The 24,871-nt window shown below is 60.1% G+C and carries 28 protein-coding genes; 22 read left to right on the forward strand and 6 right to left on the reverse strand.

What is annotated here, in order from left to right; all coding sequences use genetic code 11:
• Nucleotides 1–17: 17 nt before the first annotated feature.
• Nucleotides 18–437, reverse strand: coding sequence for a cupin domain-containing protein (locus NKJ89_RS23985; protein ID WP_352606139.1), 420 nt, complete (start codon nucleotides 435–437; stop codon nucleotides 18–20).
• A 179-nt stretch (nucleotides 438–616) separates the two neighbouring features.
• Here NKJ89_RS23985 and NKJ89_RS23990 point away from each other — a divergent pair, with 179 nt between their 5' ends.
• From NKJ89_RS23990 to NKJ89_RS24000, 3 genes are read left to right on the forward strand one after another with little or no spacing between them, the layout of a single operon-like run.
• Nucleotides 617–1,138: a single-stranded DNA-binding protein gene (locus NKJ89_RS23990; protein ID WP_024503512.1), complete on the forward strand. Its 522-nt coding sequence runs from the start codon at nucleotides 617–619 to the stop codon at nucleotides 1,136–1,138.
• A gap of 41 nt (nucleotides 1,139–1,179) precedes the next feature.
• Entirely contained in the window at nucleotides 1,180–1,593 is a 414-nt protein-coding gene (locus tag NKJ89_RS23995; RefSeq protein WP_352606141.1) for a DUF2306 domain-containing protein, read from the forward strand.
• Nucleotides 1,594–1,642: 49 nt separating this feature from the next.
• Complete coding sequence (locus NKJ89_RS24000; protein WP_352606143.1) at nucleotides 1,643–2,074, forward strand: OsmC family protein; 432 nt, start codon at nucleotides 1,643–1,645, stop codon at nucleotides 2,072–2,074.
• Nucleotides 2,075–2,111: 37 nt separating this feature from the next.
• Here the strand turns inward: NKJ89_RS24000 and NKJ89_RS24005 are convergent, their stop codons facing one another.
• Both NKJ89_RS24005 and NKJ89_RS24010 read right to left on the reverse strand, forming a co-directional pair.
• Nucleotides 2,112–2,741 (reverse strand): MarC family protein, encoded by a 630-nt coding sequence (locus NKJ89_RS24005; RefSeq protein WP_023759323.1) that lies wholly within the window; start codon nucleotides 2,739–2,741, stop codon nucleotides 2,112–2,114.
• Nucleotides 2,742–2,887: 146 nt separating this feature from the next.
• The gene (locus NKJ89_RS24010) at nucleotides 2,888–3,418 is read right to left on the reverse strand and encodes a hypothetical protein (RefSeq protein WP_352606145.1); all 531 of its coding nucleotides are present in this window, start codon (nucleotides 3,416–3,418) and stop codon (nucleotides 2,888–2,890) included.
• A gap of 84 nt (nucleotides 3,419–3,502) precedes the next feature.
• Here NKJ89_RS24010 and NKJ89_RS24015 point away from each other — a divergent pair, with 84 nt between their 5' ends.
• Both NKJ89_RS24015 and gyrA read left to right on the forward strand, forming a co-directional pair.
• The gene (locus NKJ89_RS24015; RefSeq protein ID WP_352606146.1) at nucleotides 3,503–4,357 is read left to right on the forward strand and encodes a helix-turn-helix transcriptional regulator; all 855 of its coding nucleotides are present in this window, start codon (nucleotides 3,503–3,505) and stop codon (nucleotides 4,355–4,357) included.
• Nucleotides 4,358–4,620: 263 nt separating this feature from the next.
• Nucleotides 4,621–7,422, forward strand: coding sequence for a DNA gyrase subunit A (gyrA, locus tag NKJ89_RS24020; protein WP_352606148.1), 2,802 nt, complete (start codon nucleotides 4,621–4,623; stop codon nucleotides 7,420–7,422).
• A 75-nt stretch (nucleotides 7,423–7,497) separates the two neighbouring features.
• On the opposite strand, the gene NKJ89_RS24025 is transcribed toward gyrA, so the two are convergent.
• Nucleotides 7,498–7,650: a hypothetical protein gene (locus tag NKJ89_RS24025; RefSeq protein ID WP_023759319.1), complete on the reverse strand. Its 153-nt coding sequence runs from the start codon at nucleotides 7,648–7,650 to the stop codon at nucleotides 7,498–7,500.
• A 193-nt stretch (nucleotides 7,651–7,843) separates the two neighbouring features.
• On the opposite strand from NKJ89_RS24025, the gene coaD reads away from it, so the two are divergent.
• From coaD to tgt, 7 genes are read left to right on the forward strand one after another with little or no spacing between them, the layout of a single operon-like run.
• The gene (gene coaD / locus NKJ89_RS24030; protein ID WP_023759318.1) at nucleotides 7,844–8,344 is read left to right on the forward strand and encodes a pantetheine-phosphate adenylyltransferase; all 501 of its coding nucleotides are present in this window, start codon (nucleotides 7,844–7,846) and stop codon (nucleotides 8,342–8,344) included.
• A gap of 17 nt (nucleotides 8,345–8,361) precedes the next feature.
• Nucleotides 8,362–8,949, forward strand: a complete 588-nt coding sequence (locus tag NKJ89_RS24035) for a peptidylprolyl isomerase (RefSeq protein ID WP_352606150.1) — start codon at nucleotides 8,362–8,364, stop codon at nucleotides 8,947–8,949.
• A gap of 27 nt (nucleotides 8,950–8,976) precedes the next feature.
• Entirely contained in the window at nucleotides 8,977–9,489 is a 513-nt protein-coding gene (locus NKJ89_RS24040; protein WP_352606152.1) for a peptidylprolyl isomerase, read from the forward strand.
• A gap of 12 nt (nucleotides 9,490–9,501) precedes the next feature.
• Nucleotides 9,502–9,951, forward strand: coding sequence for a DMT family transporter (locus NKJ89_RS24045; protein ID WP_023759315.1), 450 nt, complete (start codon nucleotides 9,502–9,504; stop codon nucleotides 9,949–9,951).
• Nucleotides 9,951–11,039, forward strand: a complete 1,089-nt coding sequence (queA, locus tag NKJ89_RS24050) for a tRNA preQ1(34) S-adenosylmethionine ribosyltransferase-isomerase QueA (RefSeq protein WP_352606154.1) — start codon at nucleotides 9,951–9,953, stop codon at nucleotides 11,037–11,039. The genes NKJ89_RS24045 and queA overlap by 1 nt, the downstream gene beginning before the upstream one ends.
• On the forward strand, nucleotides 11,029–11,298 hold the full coding sequence (locus NKJ89_RS24055; RefSeq protein WP_352606156.1) for a hypothetical protein: 270 nt from the start codon (nucleotides 11,029–11,031) through the stop codon (nucleotides 11,296–11,298). Before queA ends, NKJ89_RS24055 begins: the two co-directional genes overlap by 11 nt.
• Nucleotides 11,291–12,421: a tRNA guanosine(34) transglycosylase Tgt gene (gene tgt, locus NKJ89_RS24060; RefSeq protein ID WP_352606158.1), complete on the forward strand. Its 1,131-nt coding sequence runs from the start codon at nucleotides 11,291–11,293 to the stop codon at nucleotides 12,419–12,421. The genes NKJ89_RS24055 and tgt overlap by 8 nt, the downstream gene beginning before the upstream one ends.
• Before the next feature lie 4 nt (nucleotides 12,422–12,425).
• Here the strand turns inward: tgt and NKJ89_RS24065 are convergent, their stop codons facing one another.
• Nucleotides 12,426–12,845, reverse strand: a complete 420-nt coding sequence (locus NKJ89_RS24065; RefSeq protein ID WP_023759311.1) for a DUF4864 domain-containing protein — start codon at nucleotides 12,843–12,845, stop codon at nucleotides 12,426–12,428.
• A 264-nt stretch (nucleotides 12,846–13,109) separates the two neighbouring features.
• Here NKJ89_RS24065 and NKJ89_RS24070 point away from each other — a divergent pair, with 264 nt between their 5' ends.
• The 6 genes from NKJ89_RS24070 (at nucleotide 13,110) to NKJ89_RS24095 (ending at nucleotide 18,061) form a co-directional block, all read left to right on the forward strand.
• Nucleotides 13,110–13,346, forward strand: coding sequence for an Lrp/AsnC family transcriptional regulator (locus NKJ89_RS24070; protein ID WP_010909609.1), 237 nt, complete (start codon nucleotides 13,110–13,112; stop codon nucleotides 13,344–13,346).
• 170 nt (nucleotides 13,347–13,516) lie between these two features.
• A complete protein-coding gene (locus NKJ89_RS24075) occupies nucleotides 13,517–14,929 on the forward strand; it encodes a circularly permuted type 2 ATP-grasp protein (protein ID WP_023759310.1) in 1,413 nt (470 codons plus the stop codon).
• A gap of 55 nt (nucleotides 14,930–14,984) precedes the next feature.
• On the forward strand, nucleotides 14,985–15,344 hold the full coding sequence (locus NKJ89_RS24080) for a four helix bundle protein (RefSeq protein ID WP_352606250.1): 360 nt from the start codon (nucleotides 14,985–14,987) through the stop codon (nucleotides 15,342–15,344).
• 63 nt (nucleotides 15,345–15,407) lie between these two features.
• Nucleotides 15,408–16,349 (forward strand): alpha-E domain-containing protein, encoded by a 942-nt coding sequence (locus tag NKJ89_RS24085; protein ID WP_023759308.1) that lies wholly within the window; start codon nucleotides 15,408–15,410, stop codon nucleotides 16,347–16,349.
• Between the two features lie 52 nt (nucleotides 16,350–16,401).
• On the forward strand, nucleotides 16,402–17,196 hold the full coding sequence (locus NKJ89_RS24090) for a transglutaminase family protein (RefSeq protein WP_023759307.1): 795 nt from the start codon (nucleotides 16,402–16,404) through the stop codon (nucleotides 17,194–17,196).
• A 133-nt stretch (nucleotides 17,197–17,329) separates the two neighbouring features.
• Entirely contained in the window at nucleotides 17,330–18,061 is a 732-nt protein-coding gene (locus tag NKJ89_RS24095; RefSeq protein WP_023759306.1) for a proteasome-type protease, read from the forward strand.
• 66 nt (nucleotides 18,062–18,127) lie between these two features.
• Here the strand turns inward: NKJ89_RS24095 and NKJ89_RS24100 are convergent, their stop codons facing one another.
• Complete coding sequence (locus NKJ89_RS24100) at nucleotides 18,128–18,952, reverse strand: CPBP family intramembrane glutamic endopeptidase (RefSeq protein ID WP_352606160.1); 825 nt, start codon at nucleotides 18,950–18,952, stop codon at nucleotides 18,128–18,130.
• A gap of 829 nt (nucleotides 18,953–19,781) precedes the next feature.
• On the opposite strand from NKJ89_RS24100, the gene NKJ89_RS24105 reads away from it, so the two are divergent.
• From NKJ89_RS24105 to NKJ89_RS24120, 4 genes are all read left to right on the forward strand, one after another.
• Nucleotides 19,782–21,194, forward strand: coding sequence for a pyridoxal phosphate-dependent decarboxylase family protein (locus NKJ89_RS24105; RefSeq protein WP_352606162.1), 1,413 nt, complete (start codon nucleotides 19,782–19,784; stop codon nucleotides 21,192–21,194).
• Between the two features lie 128 nt (nucleotides 21,195–21,322).
• Complete coding sequence (locus tag NKJ89_RS24110; protein WP_352606164.1) at nucleotides 21,323–22,090, forward strand: DeoR/GlpR family DNA-binding transcription regulator; 768 nt, start codon at nucleotides 21,323–21,325, stop codon at nucleotides 22,088–22,090.
• Between the two features lie 126 nt (nucleotides 22,091–22,216).
• Nucleotides 22,217–23,743: a glycerol-3-phosphate dehydrogenase gene (gene glpD / locus NKJ89_RS24115; protein WP_352606166.1), complete on the forward strand. Its 1,527-nt coding sequence runs from the start codon at nucleotides 22,217–22,219 to the stop codon at nucleotides 23,741–23,743.
• A 41-nt stretch (nucleotides 23,744–23,784) separates the two neighbouring features.
• On the forward strand, nucleotides 23,785–24,864 hold the full coding sequence (locus tag NKJ89_RS24120) for an ABC transporter ATP-binding protein (RefSeq protein WP_352606168.1): 1,080 nt from the start codon (nucleotides 23,785–23,787) through the stop codon (nucleotides 24,862–24,864).
• The last annotated feature ends 7 nt before the right edge of the window (nucleotides 24,865–24,871 follow it).

Below are 24,871 nucleotides of genomic sequence, written 5' to 3' on the forward strand. Positions count from 1 at the left end.
TTTGGCAAGCGCTGTTTTCACGAGACTGCCGGAAGCCAGCGCCTCACTGCCCCAACAGGTCCATCAAACGTCGCCTCGAAGATCGGCGATGCGAGCACGGCGTGAATATGAAGCGTTCCGGTGCCGACGTTCTTGAACCCATGTTTCCTGTTTGCGGGAACGACCAGAGACTGGCCCGGTGTCAGGACGCGGTGCTCATCGTCGATCCACATCTCGGCCCTGCCGGCGATGACGGTCAGCACTTCCTCTACGGGATGCCAATGCGTTGGGGCACCGACCGTGGGTTCGACCCATTGTTCGAATATGCAAAGTTGCGATGCACCGTTGCTGGCTGACACATGCATACGCGTTTCCACACCTGCTCGCCATTGCTCGCGCTGCTGGTCCTCATGGGCCACGAACTTCATTTGGTCGTCCCGATCCATTCCCGATTTCATGGAAAATCTCGGACCGGGACACTACGTCTTGCTGACAAACATTGACAGAACGTCGTACATACAATAGAACGAAAAGAGAACAAAAACCTTGTGGGAAAAGGCAGCCTTAGCAGGCGGCTGACGTCGGCAGCCTGTAAGGTGCTGCGACAAAAATTGGTTCGGATGAGCGGAGAAATATCATGGCGGGTAGCGTCAACAAGGTCATTCTGGTCGGCAATCTCGGTGCGGATCCTGAAATCCGCCGGCTGAACTCGGGCGAACCGGTCGTCAACATCCGCATCGCGACGTCGGAAAGCTGGCGCGACAAGAATTCCGGCGAGCGCAAGGAAAAAACCGAGTGGCACAACGTCGTCATCTTCAATGAGGGCATCGCCAAGGTGGCGGAGCAGTATCTGAAGAAGGGCATGAAGGTTTACGTCGAGGGCCAGCTGCAGACGCGCAAATGGCAGGACCAGACCGGCGCCGACAAGTACACGACGGAAGTCGTGCTACAGAAGTTCCGTGGTGAGCTGCAGATGCTCGACGCACGCGGGCAGGGTGAGGGCGGACAGGTCGGCGGCTATGCCGGTGGTGGCAGCAGCCGTGGTTCCGATTTCGGCCAGTCCAGCCCGAGCGAAGGCTTCAATCGCGGTGGCGGCGGTGCCAAGAGCGGCGGCGGTGGCGGTTCGTCGCGCGAACTGGATGACGAAATCCCGTTCTGACGACAAATCGATCGTAAAGAAAGCAACCAACGGAGAGGGCAATGTCGCTGGACCCGCTGCTTGCCGCGCCATCTCCTATACCCTGGCATGCCTTTGCAGCCTTCGCCGCATTGGCGATAGGGGCCACGCAGCTGATGCTGCCGAAGGGAACCCCGCGCCACCGCATCGCGGGCTATGTCTGGGCCGCGCTGATGCTGGTCATCGCGGTCTCGAGTTTCTGGATTCATCAGATCCGCCTCATCGGCCCTTTCGGTCCTATCCATTTCCTGTCGATCCTGGTGCTGGTCACCGTGCCGCTGGCCGTGTGGCACGCCCATAATCAGCGCGTCGCCAAGCATCGCAAGGTCATGATTTCGCTTTACGTCTTCGCGTTGATTGGCGCCGGCATCTTCACCCTGTTGCCGGGCAGGGTCATGCACGACGTCGTCTTTGGCGTCGCGCGAGCCGGCCCGTGATCCGATTTAATTCTTGAGGCGGATGAACTCGAGTGGAAGGAAATGTCAGGTGAAAGCACGCGTAAAATGGGTCGAGGAGCGCACCTTCGTCGGCGAGTCCGGTAGCGGCCACAAGGTCGTACTAGGAACCGCGCCCGGGCCGGAAGGCAGGACGCCGGGCCCGAGCCCGATGGAACTGGTGCTGATCGGGACCGGCGGCTGTTCGGCCTATGATGTCGTCCATATTCTCGAGAAAGGCCGCGAAGCGGTCGAGGATTGCATCGTCGAACTAGACGCCCACCGAGCCGAAACCGAGCCCAGGGTTTTCACCCGCATCCATATGCATTTCGTGGTCAAGGGTCGGGCTCTTTCCAGCGACAAGGTCAAGCGGGCGATCGATCTTTCGATCGAGAAATACTGCTCTGCCTCCGCTATGCTGGCCAAGACCGCTACGATCACACACGACTTCGAAGTGATCGATACGGGCGTGAGTAGGCAGTAGGCAGTAGGCAGTTGGCAGTAGGCAGTAGGGACGCGGCTCAGCCTGCCATCAACGCCTTGATGCCGTCGGCGACGAACTGGACGGCAAGTGCCGCCAGGATGACGCCAAGCAGGCGGGTGAGGATCGAACGCCCGGTCTGGCCGAGGATGCGGTCGATGCGCTCCGACAGCACGAACACAAGGTAGGTGATGGCGAGGCAGACGAAGATTATGCCGACCAGCGCAGCCTGCGCGGCAAATCCCTGAAAGGAACCGGAGAGCAGCACGGTTGCTGAAATCGCGCCCGGGCCGGCGATCAACGGGATCGCCAGCGGGAAGGCGGCGATGTTGTGGATCATGTCCTTGGTGATGGCAACGTCGCCGATCTTCTCTTTGCGGTCCTGCCGTCGCTCGAACACCATTTCGAAAGCGATGAAGAACAGCAGAAAACCGCCGGCGACCCGGAAGGCCGGCAGCGTGATGCCGAACACCGACAGGATGGAGGCGCCGGCAACCGCAAACAGCGCCATCACCAGGAAGCCGATGATCGAGGCGCGGACGGAAACCTGCTGGCGCTCCTCGCGGTTCATGCCGCGTGTCACGGCGAGGAACAGCGGTGCCAGCCCAGGCGGATCGATGGTCACGAGAATGGTCACGAAGGCGTTGAACAGACTGTCGAAATTCGGCATTTCTGACCCTCCCGCCGGGCCGTGCCCGCACCATGATAGTGGTAGAGCAAAGCCCGGTCGGTGGGAACCGTCAGCGAAAAGGTCGTTCGCGTATCAAGAACTTCGATGCCGGCGGGACAGAGGGGGCGTGAACGATCGCGACGCTTTCATTCCATTCTGTGCGCCCGGAACTCGACTTCCAGCCGCCATGTCGCGCCATTGTCGTGCGAGCGCTCGCCAAGCCAGCGGAAGCTGTCTTCGGTGATCCGCGAAAAGCTCCAGCGCACAGAGGATCCGGTGCCATCGGCGCCCACTTGCACGATCGTATCGCCCTCGGCGCGGCCGAGCTGGCGGCTATAATACTGGTTGCGCGGGTCGCTCCAGAAAATGTGCCAGGCGTCGGCAGTCGGGTCGTGCAGGCGCAACGTCGTGCCATAGAACGTCCATTTGCCGAGCGACGGCGAGGGACCGGCGTCACGTGCGGGCAGGATCCAGACATCCTGAATCGCGCGGTCTTCCAGTACCCAGCCGAAGTGCACCTCGCCGCGCCCGGTCAGCACCGTGCCGTCATCAAGATGGCGCGAGGCATCGAACATCCAGGCGCCGACGAAGCGGCCGTAAAGGTTCAGTTTTTCGGCAAGCCCTTCTGCTGGTCCGGGACTGTGCAAGGCTTCGGCAAACGAGGATTGGTCGAACATGGCTCCGGTCTCTTCTTGTCAGGAGACCGGAGGAGTAGGCGGTGACGGGGTTCTAGGCTTGGGAAAAATTGCTATATTTCGGTCATGACAGCGACCACACGCTCACTCGCATCCGGACCTGGCTGGCAGGTATCGGATGTGATTTGCACGGCCAGCGCTGGTGATAGGCCGTTCGAGGAAGCACATCGGGATTTCTGTGTCGCCGCGGTCACCAGCGGCACGTTCCGCTATCGCGCCCAACAAGGCACGGCGATGCTGGCGCCCGGCGCGTTCCTGCTCGGCAATCCCGGCACGTGCTACGAATGCGGGCACGAGCACGGCAGCGGCGATCGTTGCCTCTCGTTCCATTTCGGACCGGTCTATATGGAACGGATCGCGGCCGGCGTGCCGGGCGCCCGGAAGCTGGCCTTCGAGGCGCCCCGCCTGCCACCTTTGCCGGTCTTGGCGTCCTTGCTCGCCGAGGCGGAAACCGCTCGCGAGATGGCCGACACCGACGCCTTCGAGGAACTCGGGCTGCGCATTGCCGGTGCCGCCGTGGCAAAAGTCTGCGGCCCGACGCCTGTCAGGCGCACGCCAAGCCGCCGCGATCAGAAACGGGTTGCCGAGGCGGTGCGGCGGATCGAACTCGATGCCGACAGCCCGGTCTCGCTTTCAGCGCTTGCCGACGAGACGGCGACCAGCCCCTATCATTTCCTGCGTGTCTTCCGGCAGGTCGCGGGCATGACGCCCTATCAGTTCCTGCTCAAGACCCGGCTGCACAGAGCTGCGGTGCGGCTGCGCATGTCGGATGATGCGGTCTCTGCGATCGCCTTCGAGGCCGGCTTCAACGATCTGTCGACGTTCAACCGGCGGTTTCGGCGTGTCATGGGCGAAACGCCGGGTCACTATCGCGCCTGCCGTGGTGCATTTCGCGACATGCGGGTCGCTCCGGTCTCGTGAAATCCGCGCCCACCCGCTCAGTGCTCGCAAAGGCAGCCACGGGTCCAATTCATTGCGCTCGGGGCTTTCGCGCAGGGAAAACGGTCGATTGCGGGCTTTTGCCTCGGTGGTGGAGAAACCGCCTTGGCCATATCGTCGCAATCAGTGGTATCCTTTTGAAATTACCACCAAAAATGACACTGGAAAAGTGCCTGACATGTTGGAGTTTCGGCCTTGCTTCCTATATAAGCACCGAGTGATTCCTGATTAGATTGTGATCCGATTTGACCGACCAGAAGACACCGCGCGGCGCCGACGGCGGCCCAACCGGCATCGAGCCGATATCCATCGTCGAGGAGATGCAGCGCTCCTATCTCGATTACGCCATGAGCGTGATCGTCAGCCGTGCGCTGCCCGACGTGCGCGACGGCCTGAAGCCGGTGCATCGCCGCATTCTCTTCGCCGCCCATGAGAGCGGCTACCACTGGAACCGCAAATATGTGAAGTCGGCGCGTCCTGTCGCCGACGTGATGGGTAAATACCATCCGCATGGCGACGCTTCCATCTATGACGCCTTGGTGCGCATGGCGCAGGACTGGTCGTTGCGCGTGCCGCTGATCGACGGACAGGGCAATTTCGGCTCCATCGACGGCGATCCGCCGGCGGCGATGCGCTACACGGAAGCGCGGCTGACCAAGGTCGCGCACGAGCTTTTGGAGGATATCGACAAGGACACCGTCGATTTCCAGGACACCTACGATGCGTCGGGCAGCGAACCGAAGGTTCTGCCTGCACGGTTTCCCAATCTTCTTGTCAACGGCTCGGGCGGCATAGCCGTCGGCATGGCAACCAACATCCCGCCGCACAACCTCGGCGAGGTCTGCAACGGAGCGATTGCCATCATCGACAATCCGGCGATCGATCTGCCGGCGCTGATGGAGATCATTCCGGGACCGGATTTCCCGACCGGCGGCATCGTGCTTGGCCGTTCCGGCATCTACAGCGCCTATGCGACCGGCCGCGGCTCCATCGTCATGCGCGGCAAGGTCAACATCGAACAGCGCGGCAATGACCGCGAGTCGATCATCATCACCGAAGTTCCCTACCAGGTGAACAAGTCGTCGATGATCGAGAAGATGGCGGAACTGGTGCGCGACAAGCGCATCGAAGGCATTTCCGACATTCGCGACGAGAGCGACCGCCAGGGCTACCGGGTCGTCATCGAGCTGAAGCGCGACGCCGTTGCCGACGTCATCCTCAACCAGCTCTATCGCTTCACGCCGCTGCAGACCTCCTTCGGCGCCAATATGGTGGCGCTGAACGGCGGCAAGCCGGAAGTGATGAACCTGACCGATATGCTGAAGGCGTTCGTCGCCTTCCGCGAGGAGGTGATCACAAGGCGGACGAAATTCCTGCTGCGCAAGGCGCGCGACCGCGCCCATGTGCTGGTCGGTCTCGCCATCGCCGTCGCCAACATCGACGAGGTCATCAAGCTGATCCGCACCGCGCCGGATCCGCAGACGGCGCGCGAGCAGTTGATGGAACGGCGCTGGCCGTCCGGCGACGTCGAATCGCTGATCCTCCTGATCGACGATCCGCGCCATCGCATCAACGAAGACGGCACCTACAACCTGTCCGAGGAGCAGGCGCGCGCCATCCTCGAACTGCGCCTGCAGCGTCTGACGGCGCTCGGCCGCGACGAAATCGCCGACGAGTTGAACACGATCGGCGCCGAAATCATTGATTATCTGGACATTTTGTCTTCCCGAGCGCGTGTCCAGCAGATCGTCAAGGACGAGCTTGCCGCCGTGCGCGACGAGTTCGGCACGCCGCGCCGCACCGAACTCTCCGAAGGCGGTTCGGACATGGAAGACGAGGACCTGATCCAGCGCGAGGACATGGTCGTGACGGTGAGCCATTCCGGCTACATCAAGCGCGTGCCGCTGTCGCTCTACCGGGCTCAACGCCGCGGCGGCAAGGGCCGCTCCGGCATGTCGACCAAGGAAGAGGATTTCGTCACCCGGCTGTTCGTCGCCAACACGCATACGCCAGTGCTGTTCTTCTCCTCGCGCGGCATCGTCTACAAGGAAAAAGTCTGGCGGCTGCCGATCGGCAACCCGCAGTCGCGCGGCAAGGCGCTGATCAACATGCTGCCCCTGGAGCAGGGGGAACGCATCACCACCATCATGCCGCTGCCCGAGGACGAGACCAGCTGGGGCGAGCTCGACGTGATGTTCGCCACCACGCGCGGCACCGTGCGCCGCAACAAGCTTTCCGACTTCGTCCAGGTCAACCGCAACGGCAAGATCGCCATGAAGCTGGAGGAGGAGGGCGACGAAATCCTCGGCGTCGAGACCTGCACCGACAATGACGACGTGCTTTTGACCGCCAGTTCCGGCCAGTGCATCCGCTTCTCGGTCGGCGACGTGCGCGTCTTCCAGAGCCGCAATTCGGTCGGCGTGCGTGGTATCGCGATGGCCAAAACCGACAGGGTGATTTCCATGGCGGTGATCGAGAACGTCGATGCGCCGCCGGCCGAGCGCGCCGCCTATCTGAAGCGGGCGGCGGCCGAACGGCGGCTTGCCGCCGGCATCGCTGCTGGCGAAGAGGAAGAGATCGCGCTGACCAACGAAGAGGTCGGCGAGGAGACGGAGCTTTCCGACGAGCGCTACGAATTCCTCAAGGCACATGAGAAGTACGTGCTGACGGTGACGGAATATGGCTACGGCAAGCGCTCTTCGTCCTACGATTTCCGGCTGACCGGACGCGGCGGCAAGGGCATTCGCGCCACCGATGTTTCCAAGGTAGCCGAGATCGGCCGGCTGGTCGCGACCTTCCCGGTCGGCAATGACGATCAGATCATGCTGGTATCGGACGGCGGCACCGTCATCCGGGTGCCGGTCAACGGCATCCGTTTCGCCAGCCGCGCCACCAAGGGGGTGACCATCTTCAATACGGCCGAGGGTGAAAGGGTGGTTTCGGTCGAGCGGATCTCTGAGCCGCAATCGGACGAGGAAGAGATCGTTGAAGTCGGTACCGAGGCCACTCCTCCTGCGCCTGATGCCGGTCCCGAAGGTGCGGAGTAAGCACGGCATCCAGAGTTCGATTTTGACATAGCAACGCCGGCCCATCGGCCGGCGTGGCAGCAAGTCTGGACCGACTTAGTGGTGACGATACGGCTTGCGGGGGCCGAAGCCTTCGAAGCGTTTGGTGTTAGCCTTGACGCGGACGCGTTGTGCCTCATGATGCAGCCCAAGTAGGGTGGCGATCAGCATGGCGACGGTCATTGCGATGGCGAGCATGTAGATCAGCATGTGCGTGTCTCCTGCGCCTTACAACGGATAGGTGGGAGTTTGGTTTCATCTTATTAAGGCGCAACCTAGTGAACGCTGCGTGAAGGCTCCGTGATCAGCGTGTTCATCTGTCGTCCATGTGCCGGAAAAGGTTCACGGCCGGCGCGCCAATCGGATTTGCCTTTGCGAGAGAGGCTCGCTAGAAGCACCAGCCATGACTGAACGCATCGCCCTCTATGCCGGCTCTTTCGACCCGCTGACCAATGGCCATCTCGACGTGCTGAAGGCGTCGCTGGCCGTGGCCGATGTCGTTTATGCGGCGATCGGCATTCATCCGGGCAAGCAGCCGCTGTTTTCATTCGAGGAACGGGTGAAGCTTATCGAGACGGCGACGAAAGCGGAATTCGGCCGCGACAGCACCCGCATCAAGGTCGTCGCCTTCGACGGTCTGGTCATCGACGCTGCCAGGAAGCAGGGCGCGTCGATCATGATCCGCGGCCTGCGCGACGGTACCGATCTCGACTACGAGATGCAGATGGCCGGCATGAACGAGACCATGGCGCCTCAACTGCAGACGGTTTTTCTGCCCGCCAGCCCCTCCGTGCGCACCATTACCGCCACACTTGTCCGCCAGATTGCCTCGATGGGAGGCGACATTCGCCCCTTCGTGCCGGCGGCGGTTGCCGGTGCGCTCACCGCCAAATTCGCAAAATAAGTTTCTCGGAGAAAACCATGCAGCTGAAGAAGCTCGCCTCGTTCCTCGTCGTGTTTGCCGGCCTCGTGACCGCATCGGTCTCGGCTTTCGCCGCCGACCCGGAAAACACCATGATCATCACGCTGAAGGACGGCGATGTGACCGTTGCTCTTCGGCCCGACCTCGCACCCAAGAACGTTGCCCAAATCAAGACGCTGGTGCGCCAGGGCGCCTATGACAATGTCGCCTTCCACCGCGTCATCGATGGTTTCATGGCGCAGACCGGCGACGTCAAGTTCGGCAACATGAAGAAGGGTTTCAGCGCCGAGGCCGTCGGCACCGGCGGTTCCGATCTGGCCGATCTGCCGGCTGAATTCTCGCAGACCGAACGCTTCAAACGCGGCGTGGTCGGCATGGCCCGCTCGCAGGACCCCAACTCCGCCAATTCGCAGTTCTTCATCATGTTCGCACCGGCGCCGCCACTTGATGGCCAGTACACCATCGTCGGCAATGTCGTCAGCGGCATGGAGCTGGTGGACAACATCAAGAAGGGCGACGAAGCGGACAATGGCACGGTCACCGATCCTGACCGGATGATCAAAGTGCGCATCGCTGCCGACAAATAATTGTGTTTTTTCAAAAGGATATCTGACATGGCCGAAATCAAAGATCGCGAGAACGCGCTCATCATGGAAACGACCAAGGGCAATGTGGTCATCGAACTTTTCCCCGACCTGGCGCCCGGCCATGTCGCCCGCATCAAGGAACTGGCCCGCGAAGGCGCTTATGATGGGGTGGTCTTCCACCGCGTCATCGAGGGCTTCATGGCGCAGACCGGCGACGTCAAGTTCGGCAATTCGACCAAACCGACATTTGCTCCATCCCGCGCGGGCATCGGTGGCTCGGAGAAGCCGGACCTGAAGGCCGAATTCTCAAACGCCAACCATGGCCGCGGCACCTGCTCGATGGCCCGTTCGCAGAATCCGAACTCGGCCAATTCGCAGTTCTTCATCTGCTTCGACGATGCCGCCTTCCTCAACCGCCAGTACACGGTCTGGGGCCAGGTCATCGAAGGCATGGACAATGTCGACAAAATCAAGCGCGGCGAGCCGGTGCAGGATCCCGACAAGATCGTGTCGCTGAAGGTCGCGGCCGACGTCAAGTAAGGGTAATCGATAATGATGGGCGTCGTATGGTCGCTTCTCGGCATCCTGTCCGGCGCCTTCATTGCCATTCAGGCGCCAATCAATTCGCAACTGGCGCGCGATCTCGGGCTTCCGGTCGCGGCGGCGGCGTTTTCGTTTCTATCGGGCGCGATCGTGCTTGGCGTCATCTCCCTCGCGGTGGTGAAGCTGCAAGGCATCTCGCTCGAATGGAAAGCGCCGGCGCCCTGGCTGTTCGTCGCAGGCGGAATGCTCGGCGGCTTCTATGTGACGCTGTCGACGATCCTGACACCGCGCATCGGCGCCGCCGCGCTGATGGCGTTTCTGGTGGCCGGCCAGTTGCTGGCCGGCATGCTCATCGACCGCGTCGGCTTCCTCGGCGTCGCGGTGCGTGAAATCTCGCTCGGCCGCGTTGCCGGCGCGGTGCTGCTGCTGGCCGGAGCGCTGCTCGTCCGGCTCTATTGATGCGCGTCGACCTCTTTGATTTCGATTTGCCGGAGGAGCGCATCGCGCTTCGTCCGGCAGAGCCGCGCGACAGCGCCAAGATGCTGGTCGTGAAGCCAGGCGAGGGGCTCGACGACCGCACGGTTAGTGACCTGCCATCCTTGCTCAGGGCCGGCGACGTGCTGGTGTTCAACGATACCAAGGTCATTCCGGCGCAGCTCAAAGGCATCAGGCGGCGCGGCGAGGCGGCGGCACAGGTAGAGGCCACGCTGCACATGCGCATGGCACCCGACCGCTGGCTGGCCTTCATGCGGCCGGGCAAGCGCATTGCTGCCGGTGACCGCATTCATTTCGGCCATGACGGCAATTCCTGTTTTCTCGGCCAGCTTGACGCTACGGTGATCGAGAAAGGCGAGGGCGGCGAGGCGCTGCTTGGCTTCGATCTGTCAGGGCCTTTCCTCGATGAGGCGCTGCACGCGGTCGGCCACATTCCGCTGCCGCCCTATATTGCCTCGAAGCGCGATGACGACGAACGCGACCGGGCCGACTACCAGACCATCTATGCCCGCGAGGAAGGTGCCGTCGCGGCACCGACAGCGGGCCTGCATTTCACGCCGGAGCTTTTTGCAGCGCTTGACGCCAAGGGCATCGAACGCCGCTTCGTCACCTTGCATGTCGGCGCCGGTACGTTCCTGCCGGTGAAGGCGGACGATACCGCCGACCACAAGATGCATGCCGAGACGGGTTCAGTCAGCGCAGAAACCGCCGACGCGTTGAACGCAGCGAAGGCGAGGGGCGGACGCATCGTCGCCGTAGGCACAACCTCGCTGCGCCTGCTGGAGAGTGCTATGCGTGAGAACGGTGCCATGGCTGCCTGGTCCGGCCCAACCGACATCTTCATCACGCCCGGCTATCGCTTTCGCACTGCCGACTTGCTGATGACCAATTTCCATCTGCCGCGCTCGACGCTGTTCATGCTGGTTTCGGCCTTCAGCGGACTTGATACGATGCGTGCGGCCTATGAGCATGCCATCGAGAACCGTTACAGGTTCTATTCCTATGGCGACTCAAGCCTGCTTTATCGAGCGGAGACGAGCGATGGACGATGACCTCAAGAACCTGGACCGCGACGCCCTGATTGCGGAAGTGAAAAAACTGCGCGCCGGCATTCGTGCCCACCGCGATGCAACAGGGCATGATCTGTGCTGGCATCACCCCGATTTATGGTCGCTGTTGCCGGAGAGGATCGAACCGGCGATCGCCGTGCCGCCCTGGCCCAAATTCATGCGCGGCTGCATCCACTACCGGCAGTCTCTCGACAGGCAGGCACCCGGCGCACCGGTCCATGACAAGGAATTCAATGGCTAAGCCGTTCAGCTTCAAGGTTCTGGCGACTGACGGCAGAGCACGGCGCGGCGTGATCGACATGCCGCGCGGTGAAATCCGCACGCCGGCGTTCATGCCGGTCGGCACCGGCGGCACTGTCAAAACCATGTATATGGACCAGGTGCGCGGTGTCGGTGCCGACATCATCCTGGGCAACACCTATCATCTGATGCTGCGGCCCGGCGCCGAGCGTGTGGCGCGGCTCGGCGGCTTGCACGAGTTCGCGCGCTGGCCTCATCCGATCCTGACTGACAGCGGCGGTTTCCAGGTGATGTCGCTGTCGAAGCTGAGAAAATTGACCGAAAGGGGCGTCACCTTCCGCTCGCATATCGATGGCGCCGCCTATGAGATGTCGCCGGAGCGTTCGATCGAGATCCAGGGGCTGCTCGATTCGGATATCCAGATGCAGCTCGACGAATGCACGGCTCTGCCGGCCCAGATGAAGGAGATCGAGCGCGCCATGGAGCTGTCGCTGCGCTGGGCCGAGCGCTGCAAGACGGCGTTCGGCGACCAGCCGGGCAAGGCGATGTTCGGCATCGTGCAAGGTGGCGACAATGCGGCACTCAGGGTGCGATCGGCGCAGTCGCTGAGCGCGATGGGACTGAAGGGCTACGCTGTCGGCGGCCTTGCCGTCGGCGAACCGCAAGCGGTGATGCTCGAGATGCTCGACATCACCTGTCCGGAACTGCCTGATGACAAGCCGCGCTATTTGATGGGCGTCGGCACGCCTGACGATATCCTGAAATCCGTGGCGCGAGGTATCGACATGTTCGATTGCGTGATGCCGACACGGGCCGGCCGCCATGGCCTTGCCTATACAAGGCGCGGCAAGGTCAATTTGCGCAATGCCCGCCATGCCGACGACCCGCGTCCATTGGACGAGGAGAGCGATTGCCCTGCCGCCCGGGACTATTCGCGTGCCTATCTGCACCATCTGGTGCGCTCGCAGGAGGCGCTTGGGGCGATGCTTCTGACATGGAATAATCTTTCCTACTATCAGAAGCTGATGCAGGACATTCGCACCTCGATTGGGGCCGGCGCGTTCGAAGCGCGCTCGGCAGAGATCGCAGAAGGCTGGGCAAAGGGCGATATCCCGTTGCTGTGAAGCCTCAGGTGCTGAGTGAATTCGAGGCGCGCAGGCTGCAGCCGGTGATCTGGAAGGTGCCGTCGGGCTGCTGCTGCAAGGTGTAGACAGCCTCGTAGTCCTTGCCGTCGGGTCCGACGATAAGCACCTGCTGGACGATCGAACCCGGAGCCGTCTCCTCGACCTTGCCGAAAGAGTAGGTTTGCGGCTTGCGCACCGGCGGATAGCCGTTGGTCACCATGTTCATGAAGGCGTCGACGGTCGGAAAAATCCGTTTCACGTTCGGTGCGGCGAAACTGTAGGCGGTGGCGCCGTCATTGGCGATGAGAGCCTTCAACTGGCCGTCGATGACGGACTGCGCTGCCTTGATCTCAGCGTCGCCGGCAAACGCCGACGACACCAAGATGAATGGAATGACTGCGAATGCGAAAAAGGCGCGGCGCATGGCCTGTCTCCGTTGGCTCGCGAAATATCTTCCCTCAAAACGTGCTGTCCGAAGACGCATCATAGCATACGCTTGGCGGTGCATCCCGGTTTCAGCGATTGGTGAATATTCATCTCGCCCGGTTAGACGCGGCATGTCGGTGGCGGAGCTGCGGGAACCGCAGCCCGAGCCCAGGCGGGCTGGGTACGGATTCCAGCGCTTGAAAGCCCGCCTCCAGTCTGCCAGAAGGGCCGCTTGGACTTGGATGTTTAGCGGGACGAAGCCATGAAGGCATTTTTCGTGCAGATCAAATGCGAACTGGGCAAATCCTATGAGGTTGCCAGCGCGCTTGCCGATGCCGAGATCGCTTCGGAAATCTACTCCACCGCCGGCAACTACGATCTGCTCGCCAAATTCTATGTCGACGACGAGGAAGACGTCGGTCATTTCGTCAACGAGAAGGTGCAGATTCTCCCCGGCATCAAAGACACATTCACCGTCGTCACGTTCCGCGCTTTCTAGCTGGAAAACCACTTGCCCGGACACGAGGCAAAGCCTGATTACCTTTGTATTTCAGCTGCCTCAATTTTAGGCAGCCGCAACATACTGATCGTGCGTATCTCCCAAATCACCGATTGCGCTTGATTTTCTCCGGCGACGCCAGTGAAATGGTGTCACAGGGGAGTATGCGATTGGCAGCGTTCGATGAAATGCTTCCGGAAGTTTCCGGATTGAGAAGACCGTATTCGGCTTATGATCGCTGGCTGAAGGAGCAGGATCCGGCCAGGCTTACCGAGAAGATGCAGGACGCCGAACGCGTCTTCCGCAAGACCGGCATCACCTTCGCCGTCTATGGCGAGCAGGAAGCCTCCGAACGGCTGATCCCTTTCGACATCGTTCCCCGCATCATTTCGGGCAATGAGTGGCGGCGTCTCACGCAAGGCATCGAGCAGCGCGTGCAGGCGCTGAACGCGTTCCTCGACGACATCTACCATCGCCAGGAAATCCTGCGCGCCGGGCGCGTCCCAAGGGAACTGATCGCCAGGAACGAAGCATTCCTGCCGGAAATGATCGGGGTCAGGCCGCCGGCCGGCGTCTACACTCACATTATCGGCGTCGACATCGTCCGCATCTCAGAGGACGAATTCTATGTGCTGGAGGACAATGCGCGCACGCCGTCGGGCGTCTCCTACATGCTGGAGAACCGCGAGACGATGATGCAGCTGTTCCCCGAGCTGTTCCAGAAAATCAAGGTGCGGCCTGTGGAGAACTACCCGCAGCTTCTGCGCCAGTCGCTGGCGGCAGTGCGGCCGCAGAGCACCAAGGGCGCGCCGACAATTGCGGTGTTGACGCCCGGCAGCTTCAACTCCGCCTATTTCGAGCACGCCTTCCTGGCCGACCAGATGGGCGTGCAACTGGTCGAAGGCCAGGATCTGCGGGTCGTCGACGGCCATGTCGCGATGCGCACGACAGAAGGCTACAAGCAGATCGATGTGCTGTACCGTCGAGTCGACGATTCGTTCCTCGACCCGCTGACCTTCCGCCCTGACTCTACACTTGGCATACCCGGCATCATGGATGTCTATCGTGCCGGCAACATCACCATCGCCAATGCGCCGGGCACCGGTATCGCCGACGACAAGGCGATCTATTCCTACATGCCCGAGATCATCGAATTCTATACCGGCCGCAAGGCGATCCTCGGCAACATTCCAACATGGCGCTGCTCGGAGCCCGACAGCCTGAAATATGTGCTCGAACACATCGACGAGCTGGTGATCAAGGAAGTCCATGGGTCCGGCGGCTACGGCATGCTGGTTGGGCCGGCGGCGACCAAGAAAGAATGCGAGACGTTTGCCAAGAAGCTCGCGGCCAAACCCTCCAATTACATCGCTCAACCGACACTGGCGCTGTCGACATGCCCGATCCTGACGGAAAAAGGGCTGGCGCCGCGCCACGTCGATCTCAGGCCCTACGTGCTGGTCTCCGACCGCATCCAGATCGTCCCCGGCGGGCTAACCCGCGTCGCGCTGAAGGAAGGCTCGCTGGTCGTCAACTCCTCGCAAGGCGGCGGGACGAAGGATACGTGGGTGCTGGATGATTAGAGCGAATGGCGAATAGTGAATAGCGAATAGGGGGAAGGAGGGCAGCAAGACGGCGATCAATTCTTACAGGGACTTAATTGTCTGGAAGGCAGCCGTCGAGTTGGCTGTAGATTGTTATTCCGTAACGAAAGCCTTCCCAACCGGCGAAATCTACGGGATGACCTCTCAGATGCGGCGGTCGTCCGTATCAATTGCCGCGAACATCGCCGAAGGACATGGGCGAGAAAATACAGGATCATTCATTCAGTTTCTGCGCATGGCGCAGGGATCTCTCAAAGAGTTGGAAACACACCTGATCTTGTCTGAAAAAGTAGGGTTAATGGTTGAGGCGGAGGTGGTGCGTTTGCTTAGCAAAGCCGATGAGATCGGGAAAATGCTGCGTTCCATGATCAGGAGTCTGCAACAAAAGTCATGAAGCCGATATTCCGCTATTCGCTACTCGCTATTCGCTATTCGCTCAAAATCGGGGCACGTTGACATGCTTCTCGGCCGCACCGCCAACGGGCTTTACTGGATGAACCGCTACATAGAGCGGGCGGAGAATATGGCGCGGCTGGTCGATGCGGGTCTGCGCATGGCGCTGACCCGCACCCAGAGCGCGTCGGAAGAGTGGAATTCGGTGCTGCTCAGCGCCGGTTCCGACATCACCTTCAGCCAGAAATATTCTGACTATACCGCCGCCAATGTCGCCGACTTTCTTTTGCGCGACACGTCGAATCCCTCCAGCACAATGTCTTCGATCGAAACGGCCCGCAACAATGCCCGCATGGTGCGCACCGCGCTGACGCGCGAGACCTGGGAAAGCATCAACGAAGCCTGGATGGCGCTGAAGCGGATGCTGGCAAGGCCGATCGACGAGCGCGACCTACCCAGCGTGCTCGACGCCATCAAGCGCGAGACGGCGCTGATCCGCGGCTCGTTCTATGGCACCATGCTGCGCAACGAGATCTTCGATTTCTCGCAGCTCGGCACCTATGTCGAGCGCGCCGACAACACGGCGCGCATCCTCGACGTGAAATACTACGTGCTCTTGCCGTCGATCTCCTGGGTCGGCTCGACGCTCGACAACTACCAGTGGGAATCGATCCTGCGTTCGGTGTCGGCGCATCGCTCCTATCGCTGGGTCTATGATGCCGACTACAAACCGACCAACATTGCCGACTATCTGATCCTCAATGTCCGCATGCCGCGTTCTCTGACCTTCTGCTATCGCTTCCTGTCCGAACATCTGAAGTTCCTCGGCGACGACTATGGCGAGCGCCATGCCTGCCACGCGACGGCGGACAAGACGCAGGCCATGCTTAGAGCAGGATCGATCAAGGACATATTCGACGCGGGCCTGCATGAATTCCTGGCCAATTTCATTCGCGACAACACCAGGCTTGGCGACGAGATCGCGCAGGACTACCGGTTCAATTGAGCATGACTCCGAAAAGTGGGACAAGATCATGCTCACAGGCGGGACATAGCGCATGCGGCTGAAGATCACCCACCGGACCGAATACCGCTACGATGCACCGGTGCACTATCTGTTGCAGCGCTTGCGGCTGCTTCCGGTCAGCGGATCGACGCAGACCGTTCTGTCCTGGGCTCTGACCATCGAAGGCGCGCGCGAAGAGGTTCGCTTTGTGGACCATTTCGGCAATGACACAAGGCTGCTGAGCGTCGAGGGTGAGCGCGACTTCATCACGGTGGAAGCATCAGGCGAAGTGGTGACGCGCGACACGGCAGGCGTCTCCGGACCACACCAAGGCTTCACGCCGCTCTGGCTGTACAGCCATGAAACGCCATTGACGGCGATCGGCAGCGGTGTTCGCGAACTCGCCGCATCGATCGGCAAGGGCACTGACATCGAAAGGCTGCACCGGCTGATGGCAGTCATCGGCGAGCGCGTCGCCTACACGTCCGGCACTACCAATGCGACGACGCCCGCGGAGGAAGCCTTGGCGCTCAAAACCGGTGTCTGCCAGGATCACACCCATATCTTTGCCGCCGCGGCGCGCGCCATGGGCTTTCCAGCCCGCTATGTCAGCGGCTATCTGATGCTGGATGCGACGGTCGAGCAGGCCGCAAGCCATGCCTGGGCCGAAGCGCATGTTTCGGGCCTCGGCTGGGTTGCCTTCGATGCCGCCAATGGCATTTCGCCTGACGAGCGTTATGTAAAGGTGGCGACGGGACGCGATTACCGCGACGCTACGCCGGTGTCGGGAATTCGGCTGGGACAGGCGGAAGAACAGCTTGCCGTCACCGTCACGGTGGAGCAGTAATCCTTCGCAAGATTGCCGGTGGGGCGGTTCGTCGTTTCACGAAAACGATGAACCACTCCACTTGTTTTGTTTGGAGCAATTCCGGGCGGAAAACCGCCTTACACTTTTTCTGGAATTGCTCTAGGGAGATTCCATGACTTATTGCGTTGGCCTGAAGATCGATCGCGGGCTCGTGTTCATGTCCGACACGCGCACCAATGCCGGCATGGATTCGATTTCCACCTTCCGAAAGATGCATGTCTGGGAGCAGCCGGGAGAGCGCGTCATCGTGCTGATGTCGGCGGGCAACCTGGCGACGACGCAGGCCGTGGTCAGCCTGCTTGACGAACGCACCAAGGCCGTTGCCGATCGTCACGCCACGCTGCTGGAGACGCCATCAATGTATCAGACGGTGCGGCTGGTCGGCGATACAGTCAAGGAGGTCATCGCCAATTCGTCGCCTGCGGGCGAAAAGGCAGATTCCTACTTTAATGCCTCCTTCATCCTCGGCGGCCAGATCAAGGGCAGCGAACCGCGCCTGTTCATGATCTACCCCGAAGGCAATTTCATTGAATCGACCGATGACACGCCGTTCTTCCAGATCGGCGAGACCAAATACGGCAAGCCCATCATCATCCGCGCCTATGAAAAGTCGATGAGCCTTGCCGAGACGGTGAAGCTGCTGCTGGTGTCGTTCGATTCGACGTTGAAGTCGAACCTGTCGGTCGGCTTGCCGCTCGACCTGCTCTTCCTTGAGAAGGACGCCTTCACGGTCGGGTTGAAGAAGCGGTTCGGTCAGGACGATCAGTACTATCGCACGATCTCGGACGGCTGGTCGAATGCGCTGAAGACGGCTTTTGCCAGCCTGCCGGAATTCCCTGGATAGCGAAGACGCGCCTCTGTTCCTTCCTACCAGGTACACCTGCGTCGGGCGCGTCTTGCTCGAAGCGATTTAACGCACAGAAATAGGTATGAGTATCGTTTTTGAACCTTTGCGTCTAAACCATGTTATTGCTTCCGAATCTGAATTAGAGCGCACGATATCGACTTCCAAATAGTAGTCTCCACCCTTCAAGGGCGCGTTCAACGTGATCTCGACGGTCTCGGACTTCCCGGGCTCAATTGGTGTGTCGAAGGGCGTTAAAGGATTGTCTGCTGATATCACATCTCCGCTTTGGTCGATGAGGCGATAACCAACCGACACCAGATAGTCTTTATCAGTTGAAGACCACGTCTTCGTGCTCTTGTTTGCTACCAAAACCGGGATGATAATTACGCCTCCGGCAGCACTCTGCGCCAGAGGGAGGCTTCCTTTGTACTCCAATTCAGCCAGGTATGCCGGGTATCCTTTAGGAGGCCCTACGCTCAGATCGAATGTAAAATATCCTCTACCGTCGAGGTAAGATCCAGACAAAATGATTGACGCAAGAAATATCCTTAAGGCCTGTTGGACTACACCATGCATAATTCCAATGGTGAAGATATTTCTATTCCTAATGAACAGAAAACTACACGCGGTGCCGAAAATCATGGTGGCGACCATCAGTATTATGTTTGGCGCGTGGATAAGGCAAAATACAAATGATGAGCAAAGAATCGCTGTCGGCTTGTTTCTAAATATTGCTAGCGTTCGTTGCAGAATAAAGCTCTGCAGAAGAAATTGCTGAGCCGTGCCAGACAGGATGGCTACAAAAATGTCTGATAATAAAGTCCTGCCAGTTATTTTCTGCTTTGATAGATATCCATCTATTGATAAATAGTTATTTGATATGGCCATGATGGCGATTGCGCATATACAGATAATGAGAACTAAATATATGCAGTCGCGTCCTGAGATCCAAATGTTTCTAGTAGTAAGACCCATTTCTCGCGGCGAAGTACGTCGTATGTAGATGCTTGCCAGAATAAAGCATACAATTGAAGCGATCAGAAATGATCGTATAAAGTTCTTTTCTAGCCAAATCTCGTAGAAGAATGCCGATACGCTGTCCGGAACTGCGATATTTAGACGATATATGCTCCAAAACCAGAGCGGTACTATCCATAGATAAGTGACGAGCAATCCAATTAAAAACAAAAGTTCAAATAAAGAGGCCCCTCTGGGATATCTCTTATAGATCCATCTCAACCACACCAAATTGAAAGCCCCCATTTACGACAATAGGTCGTAGTTATTTTTTGATCGATTTAAGTTCACGCGCCAGCGCAAGTCAATAACCTCCGGAGAGGCTGGATGTTCTGGTTGGAAGCTGCCGGAGGCGAATGGGAAATGACCGTGGGGACAAGCGATCTGATTTAGAAAGTTGAGAATCTGATCTCCAGTTGGCCCAACTGTCGATCTGCCATTTCCTGGTTCTCGACGTAGAATAGAATCAGGTCTTCATTCCGGCCGTTGGTGGGGAACTGCACGACTGTGAAGCGATGCCGCCGCTGCTGGTCCGATTTCGACCCTCAAGAAGATCAATGTCCGGGAGCCTGGCGAGCGCGTGCGTCGTCGTGCTGGCGATCTGGCGACGACGCAGTTTGTGATCAGGCCGCTGGACGAACACACCAAGGCAATTCTACCGTCGCGCCGCAGAGGAAATGTCCACTCCAAGGGAGATACAATGAACAGTGATGATTTCCGGCAGTGGTCGCGGCGCGCCGCCGACTGGGGCGCCGACTACCGAAACACGCTGCGCGAGCGGCCGGTGCGGCCACTGGTCGAGCCCGGCGACATCTTTAGAAGCATAGAGGCTTCGCCGCCGGAAGACGCCGAACCGATGGACCGGATCTTCGCCGACTTCGAAGAGAAGATTTTGCCTGGCATGACGCATTGGCAGCATCCGCGCTTCTTTGCATACTTCCCGGCCAATGCGGCGCCTGTTTCGGTGGTAGCGGAATATCTAGTTTCGGCGATGGCCGCGCAATGCATGCTTTGGCAGACGTCGCCAGCGGCAACCGAGCTCGAAACACGCACCGTCGACTGGATGCGCCAGGCGCTCGGCCTGCCGGAAGGGTTTTCCGGGGTGATCCAGGATTCAGCCTCGTCGGCGACCCTGGCCGCGGTGCTGACCATGCGCGAACGGGCGTTGGACTGGCAAGGCAACAAACAAGGGTTGGCGGGGCAGGCGCGGCTGCGCATCTATTCCTCCGATCAGGTGCACACCTCCATCGATCGGGCGATCTGGATTTCCGGCATCGGAGAGGACAATCTCGTGCGCATTCCTGTCGGCGGCCGTTTTCGCGCCATGGACACGGCAGCGCTCGAGGCGGCAATCGTCGCCGACCGTGAGGCCGGTATGCTGCCGGCGGGCATCATCGCTTGCGTCGGCGGCACCAGCACTGGCGGCACGGATGATATCCTTGGCGTCGCCGCGGTGGCGCATCGGCACGGGCTTTATCTGCATGTCGATGCTGCCTGGGCCGGCTCAGCGATGATCTGCCCGGAGTACCGGCATTTCTGGGCTGGTGTCGAGCAGGCGGATTCCATTGTCTTCAACCCGCACAAATGGCTGGGCGCGCAGTTCGACTGCTCGATCCAGTTCCTGCGCGACCCGGAAAGCCATGTCAGGACGCTGGCCATCAAGCCGGATTATCTGAAGACGCATGGCCGCGACGGCATCATCAACTATTCCGAATGGTCGGTGCCGCTCGGCCGGCGCTTCCGTGCGCTGAAATTGTGGTTCCTGTTGCGTGCTCATGGCCTGGAAAGCTTGCGAACGATGATCCGCAACCATGTCGTGTGGAGCGAAGGGCTTGCCGCGCGGCTGGCAAGCGAGCCGGACTTCGAGATCGCCAGCGAACCGATGCTGTCCCTGTTCTCGTTCCGGCACAACGCGGTAACCGATGCTGATGCGGACGCGCATAATCTGCGGCTTGTGAATGCGATCAACGACGGTGGCCGCATCTACCTGACGCAGACGAGGGTCGATGGGCGGATAGCAATCCGTTTCCAGGTCGGCCAATTCGAAGCGACCGCCGCCGATGTCGATATGGCTTTCACCGTCGTCACGGAAATCGCGCGGAGTATGGCCTGATCTGGTTCGGCCGGAATTGCGCGGGCGTTTGCCTTTGCAATCATGTGTGTTTCATTAGCCGGCTTATGCCTTTTCATTGGTTTCGTTTTCGACTATATACAAGAAAAACGAAAACGGGAGGTTGTCCTATGTATTTGTCGCCACGCCATGCCGAAATCATCCAGATGGCCAAGGATCATGGTCGGGTGCTGGTCGAGGATCTGGCCACACATTTCAATGTGACGCCGCAGACCATACGCAAGGATCTCAACGACCTGTGCGACCAGCGGCTGCTTTCGCGCATCCATGGCGGCGCGTTGTTCCCGTCCGGCATCGAGAACATGGAGTATGAGGCCAGGCGCAAGATCGCCGCCGACGAGAAGGAGGCGATCGGCCGGGCGGCAGCCAGGCTGATTCCCGACAACGCCTCGCTGTTCATCAACATCGGCACCACGACAGAGTCGGTCAGCAAGGCGCTGCTCGATCATAACGGCCTCATGGTCATCACCAATAACATCAATGTTGCCAACAGGATGCGGATATATCCGTCGATTGAGGTTGTGATTGCGGGTGGCGTCGTGCGCGGTTCCGATGGCGGCGTCGTCGGCGAAGCGGCGGTCGACTTCATCAGGCAGTTCAAGGTCGACTATGCGGTGATCGGCGCCTCGGCGATCGACCATGACGGCGCCTTGCTCGACTTCGATTTCCGCGAGGTCAAAGTGGCGCAGGCGATCATCGCCAATGCAAGGCATGTCATCCTGGTTTCCGACCAGACCAAATTCGAGCGAACCGCACCGGTGCGCATCGGCCACCTGTCGCAGGTCAACACCTTCATCACCGACCGTTGCGACATCCCGTCGGTGCGCAAAATCTGCCAGGAGGCCGAGGTTCAACTGATCGAGACCTCGCTCGCCTAGGCGATTTCGGCTTGGCATCACACGCTCGTGATATTTCGTTTGACATTCGTTATGATTTCGAAATAATCCCGACACGGTTTCGTAAAAGGCCAAAAATGGTGCAATGCGAAATCGTTGGAGGAATTTGTGGAAGCATCTCCGATCCGTGACATTTTCGTCATAGGCGGCGGCATCAATGGCTGCGGCATTGCCCGCGATGCTGTCGGGCGTGGCTTTTCCGTCTTCCTCGCCGAGATGAACGACCTCGCCAGCGGAACCTCCTCAGGCTCGACCAAATTGATCCATGGCGGCCTGCGCTACCTCGAATTCTACGAATTCCGCCTGGTGCGCGAGGCGCTGATGGAGCGCGAGGTTCTGTGGAAGAACGCGCCGCACATCATCTGGCCGATGCGCTTCGTGCTGCCCTATGCCAAAGGCCTGCGCCCGGCCTGGCTGATCAGGCTGGGTCTGTTTCTCTACGATCACATTGGCGGGCGCAAATTGCTGCCGGCGACCAGGACGCTTGACATGGCCAGGGATCCGGCCGGCAAGCCTTTGAAACCATTGTTCAAGAAGGCCTTCGAATATTCGGATGGCTGGGTCAATGATGCACGGCTGGTGGCGCTGAACGCGCGTGATGCCGCCGATCGTGGCGCAACGGTCCGCACCCGCACGAAAGTGGTCGGCGCGCGCCGCGAAGGCGGTTTGTGGACGGTTCAGATCGAGGACCTGCAGACCGGCAAGACCGAAGAGATCAAGGCGCGCCTGCTGGTCAATGCCGCCGGCCCCTGGGTCGATCATGTGCTGTCAGGCGTCGTTGGGCTCAACGATGTGCACAATGTCCGCCTCGTGCAAGGCAGCCATATCGTCATCGCCAAGAAATTCGACGATCCGCGCGCCTATTTCTTCCAGAACAGGGATGGTCGCATCATTTTCGCCATTCCTTACGAGGACGAGTTCACCCTGATCGGCACCACGGACCAGGATTACCCCGGCGATCCGCACGACGTGAAGATCAGCGACACCGAGATCGACTACCTCTGTGCCGCGGCAAGCGAATATTTTGCGCAACCGGTCAAGCGCTCGGACATCGTCTGGACCTATTCGGCCGTGCGTCCGCTCTATGATGATGGCGCCTCCAAGGCCCAGGAAGCGACGCGCGACTATGTGCTCAAGGCCGATGGCGGCGAGGGCGCTGCCCCGATTATCAACGCCTTTGGCGGCAAGATCACCACCTATCGCCGGTTGTCGGAATCGATGCTGGAAAAGATCGAGGGTTTTCTCGGCAAGCGCGGCAAGCCATGGACGGCAAACGCGCCATTGCCGGGCGGCGATTTCCCGGCCACCGGTTTCGATGCCGAAGTGGCGAAGCTGAAAACCGCCTATCCGTTCCTCGACGCGCGCCTGGCCCGGCGACTGACCAGGCTCTACGGCACCCGCGCAAGGATGCTGTTGGGGTTGGCCAAATCGAATGCCGATCTGGGCCGCAACTTCGGCGCCGATCTTTTTGAGGCTGAGGTGCGCTATCTCGTTCAAAACGAATGGGCTGTCACCGCTGAAGATGTATTGTGGCGCCGGACCAAGCGCGGTCTGTATCTCAGCCGCGAGCAGGTAGCGGTGCTCGATGAATTCATGCACGGCATAAGCCGGCGACATGTCGCGGCTGCGGAATGAAGAGGGTTTGAGCTGATGCAGAAAGCCTGGGAGGAGGCGTCATGCTGGAACTAAGGAACGTCACCAAGACGGTTGGTGCGGTCGAGCATATCCGCGACGTGTCGCTGACGCTCCAGCATGGCTCGCTCAACGTACTGCTCGGCCCCACGCTTTCCGGCAAGACCAGCCTGATGCGGCTGATGGCCGGCCTCGATGTGCCGGCCTCCGGTTCGATCTGGTTCGACGGTCAAAATGTCACCGGCGTGCCGGTGCAGCAGCGCAAGATCGCCATGGTCTACCAGCAGTTCATCAACTATCCGGCGATGACCGTCTACGAGAACATCGCGTCGCCGCTCAGGGTGGCTGGCACCGAACAGGCGAAGATTGACAAGGAAGTGCGCAATGCCGCCGCACTTCTCAAGCTGACACCTTATCTCGACCGCACGCCGCTCAGCCTGTCCGGGGGCCAGCAGCAGCGCACCGCACTGGCGCGTGCCATCGTCAAGAATGCCAGCCTGGTGCTGCTTGACGAGCCGCTTGCCAATCTCGACTACAAATTGCGCGAAGAGCTGCGCGCCGAACTGCCGAGGATTTTTGCCGCCACCGGCACCATCTTCGTCTATGCCACGACCGAGCCGCACGAAGCGCTGCTGCTCGGCGGCAATACGGCGACACTTTCCGAAGGACGCATCACCCAGTTCGGCCCGACAATCGACGTGTTCCGCAAGCCGGTCGACCTGGTGACGGCCAGGACTTTCGCCGACCCGCCGCTCAACACCATCGTGCTGGCCAAGAAGGGTCCGGACTTTTTGCTCGAAGGCGGCGTCAAGCTGCCGGTGCCCGCCGAACTCGTCGGCATTGCCGATGCGAACTATACGGTTGGCTTCCAGCCGCACCATCTTTCACTCGATCGGCCCAATCCGTTGGCCGTGCCGGTGCGTGCGAAGGTCACCATCACCGAGATCACCGGGTCGGAGAGCTTCATTCATCTCGACTTCGCCGATGCGCGCTGGGTTATGCTGAGCCACGGTATCCTCGATTTCGAGATTGACGCCGCGATCGACGTGTTCATCGACCCGCGCCACATCATGGTCTTCGACGGGCAAGGCAGCGCCGTAAGCGCGCCAAAGCTGGCGGCATAGGAGAGCG

It is taken from the genome of Mesorhizobium sp. M0047 (genome assembly GCF_040323315.1).
In the GTDB taxonomy this organism is placed as follows: Bacteria; Pseudomonadota; Alphaproteobacteria; order Rhizobiales; family Rhizobiaceae; genus Mesorhizobium.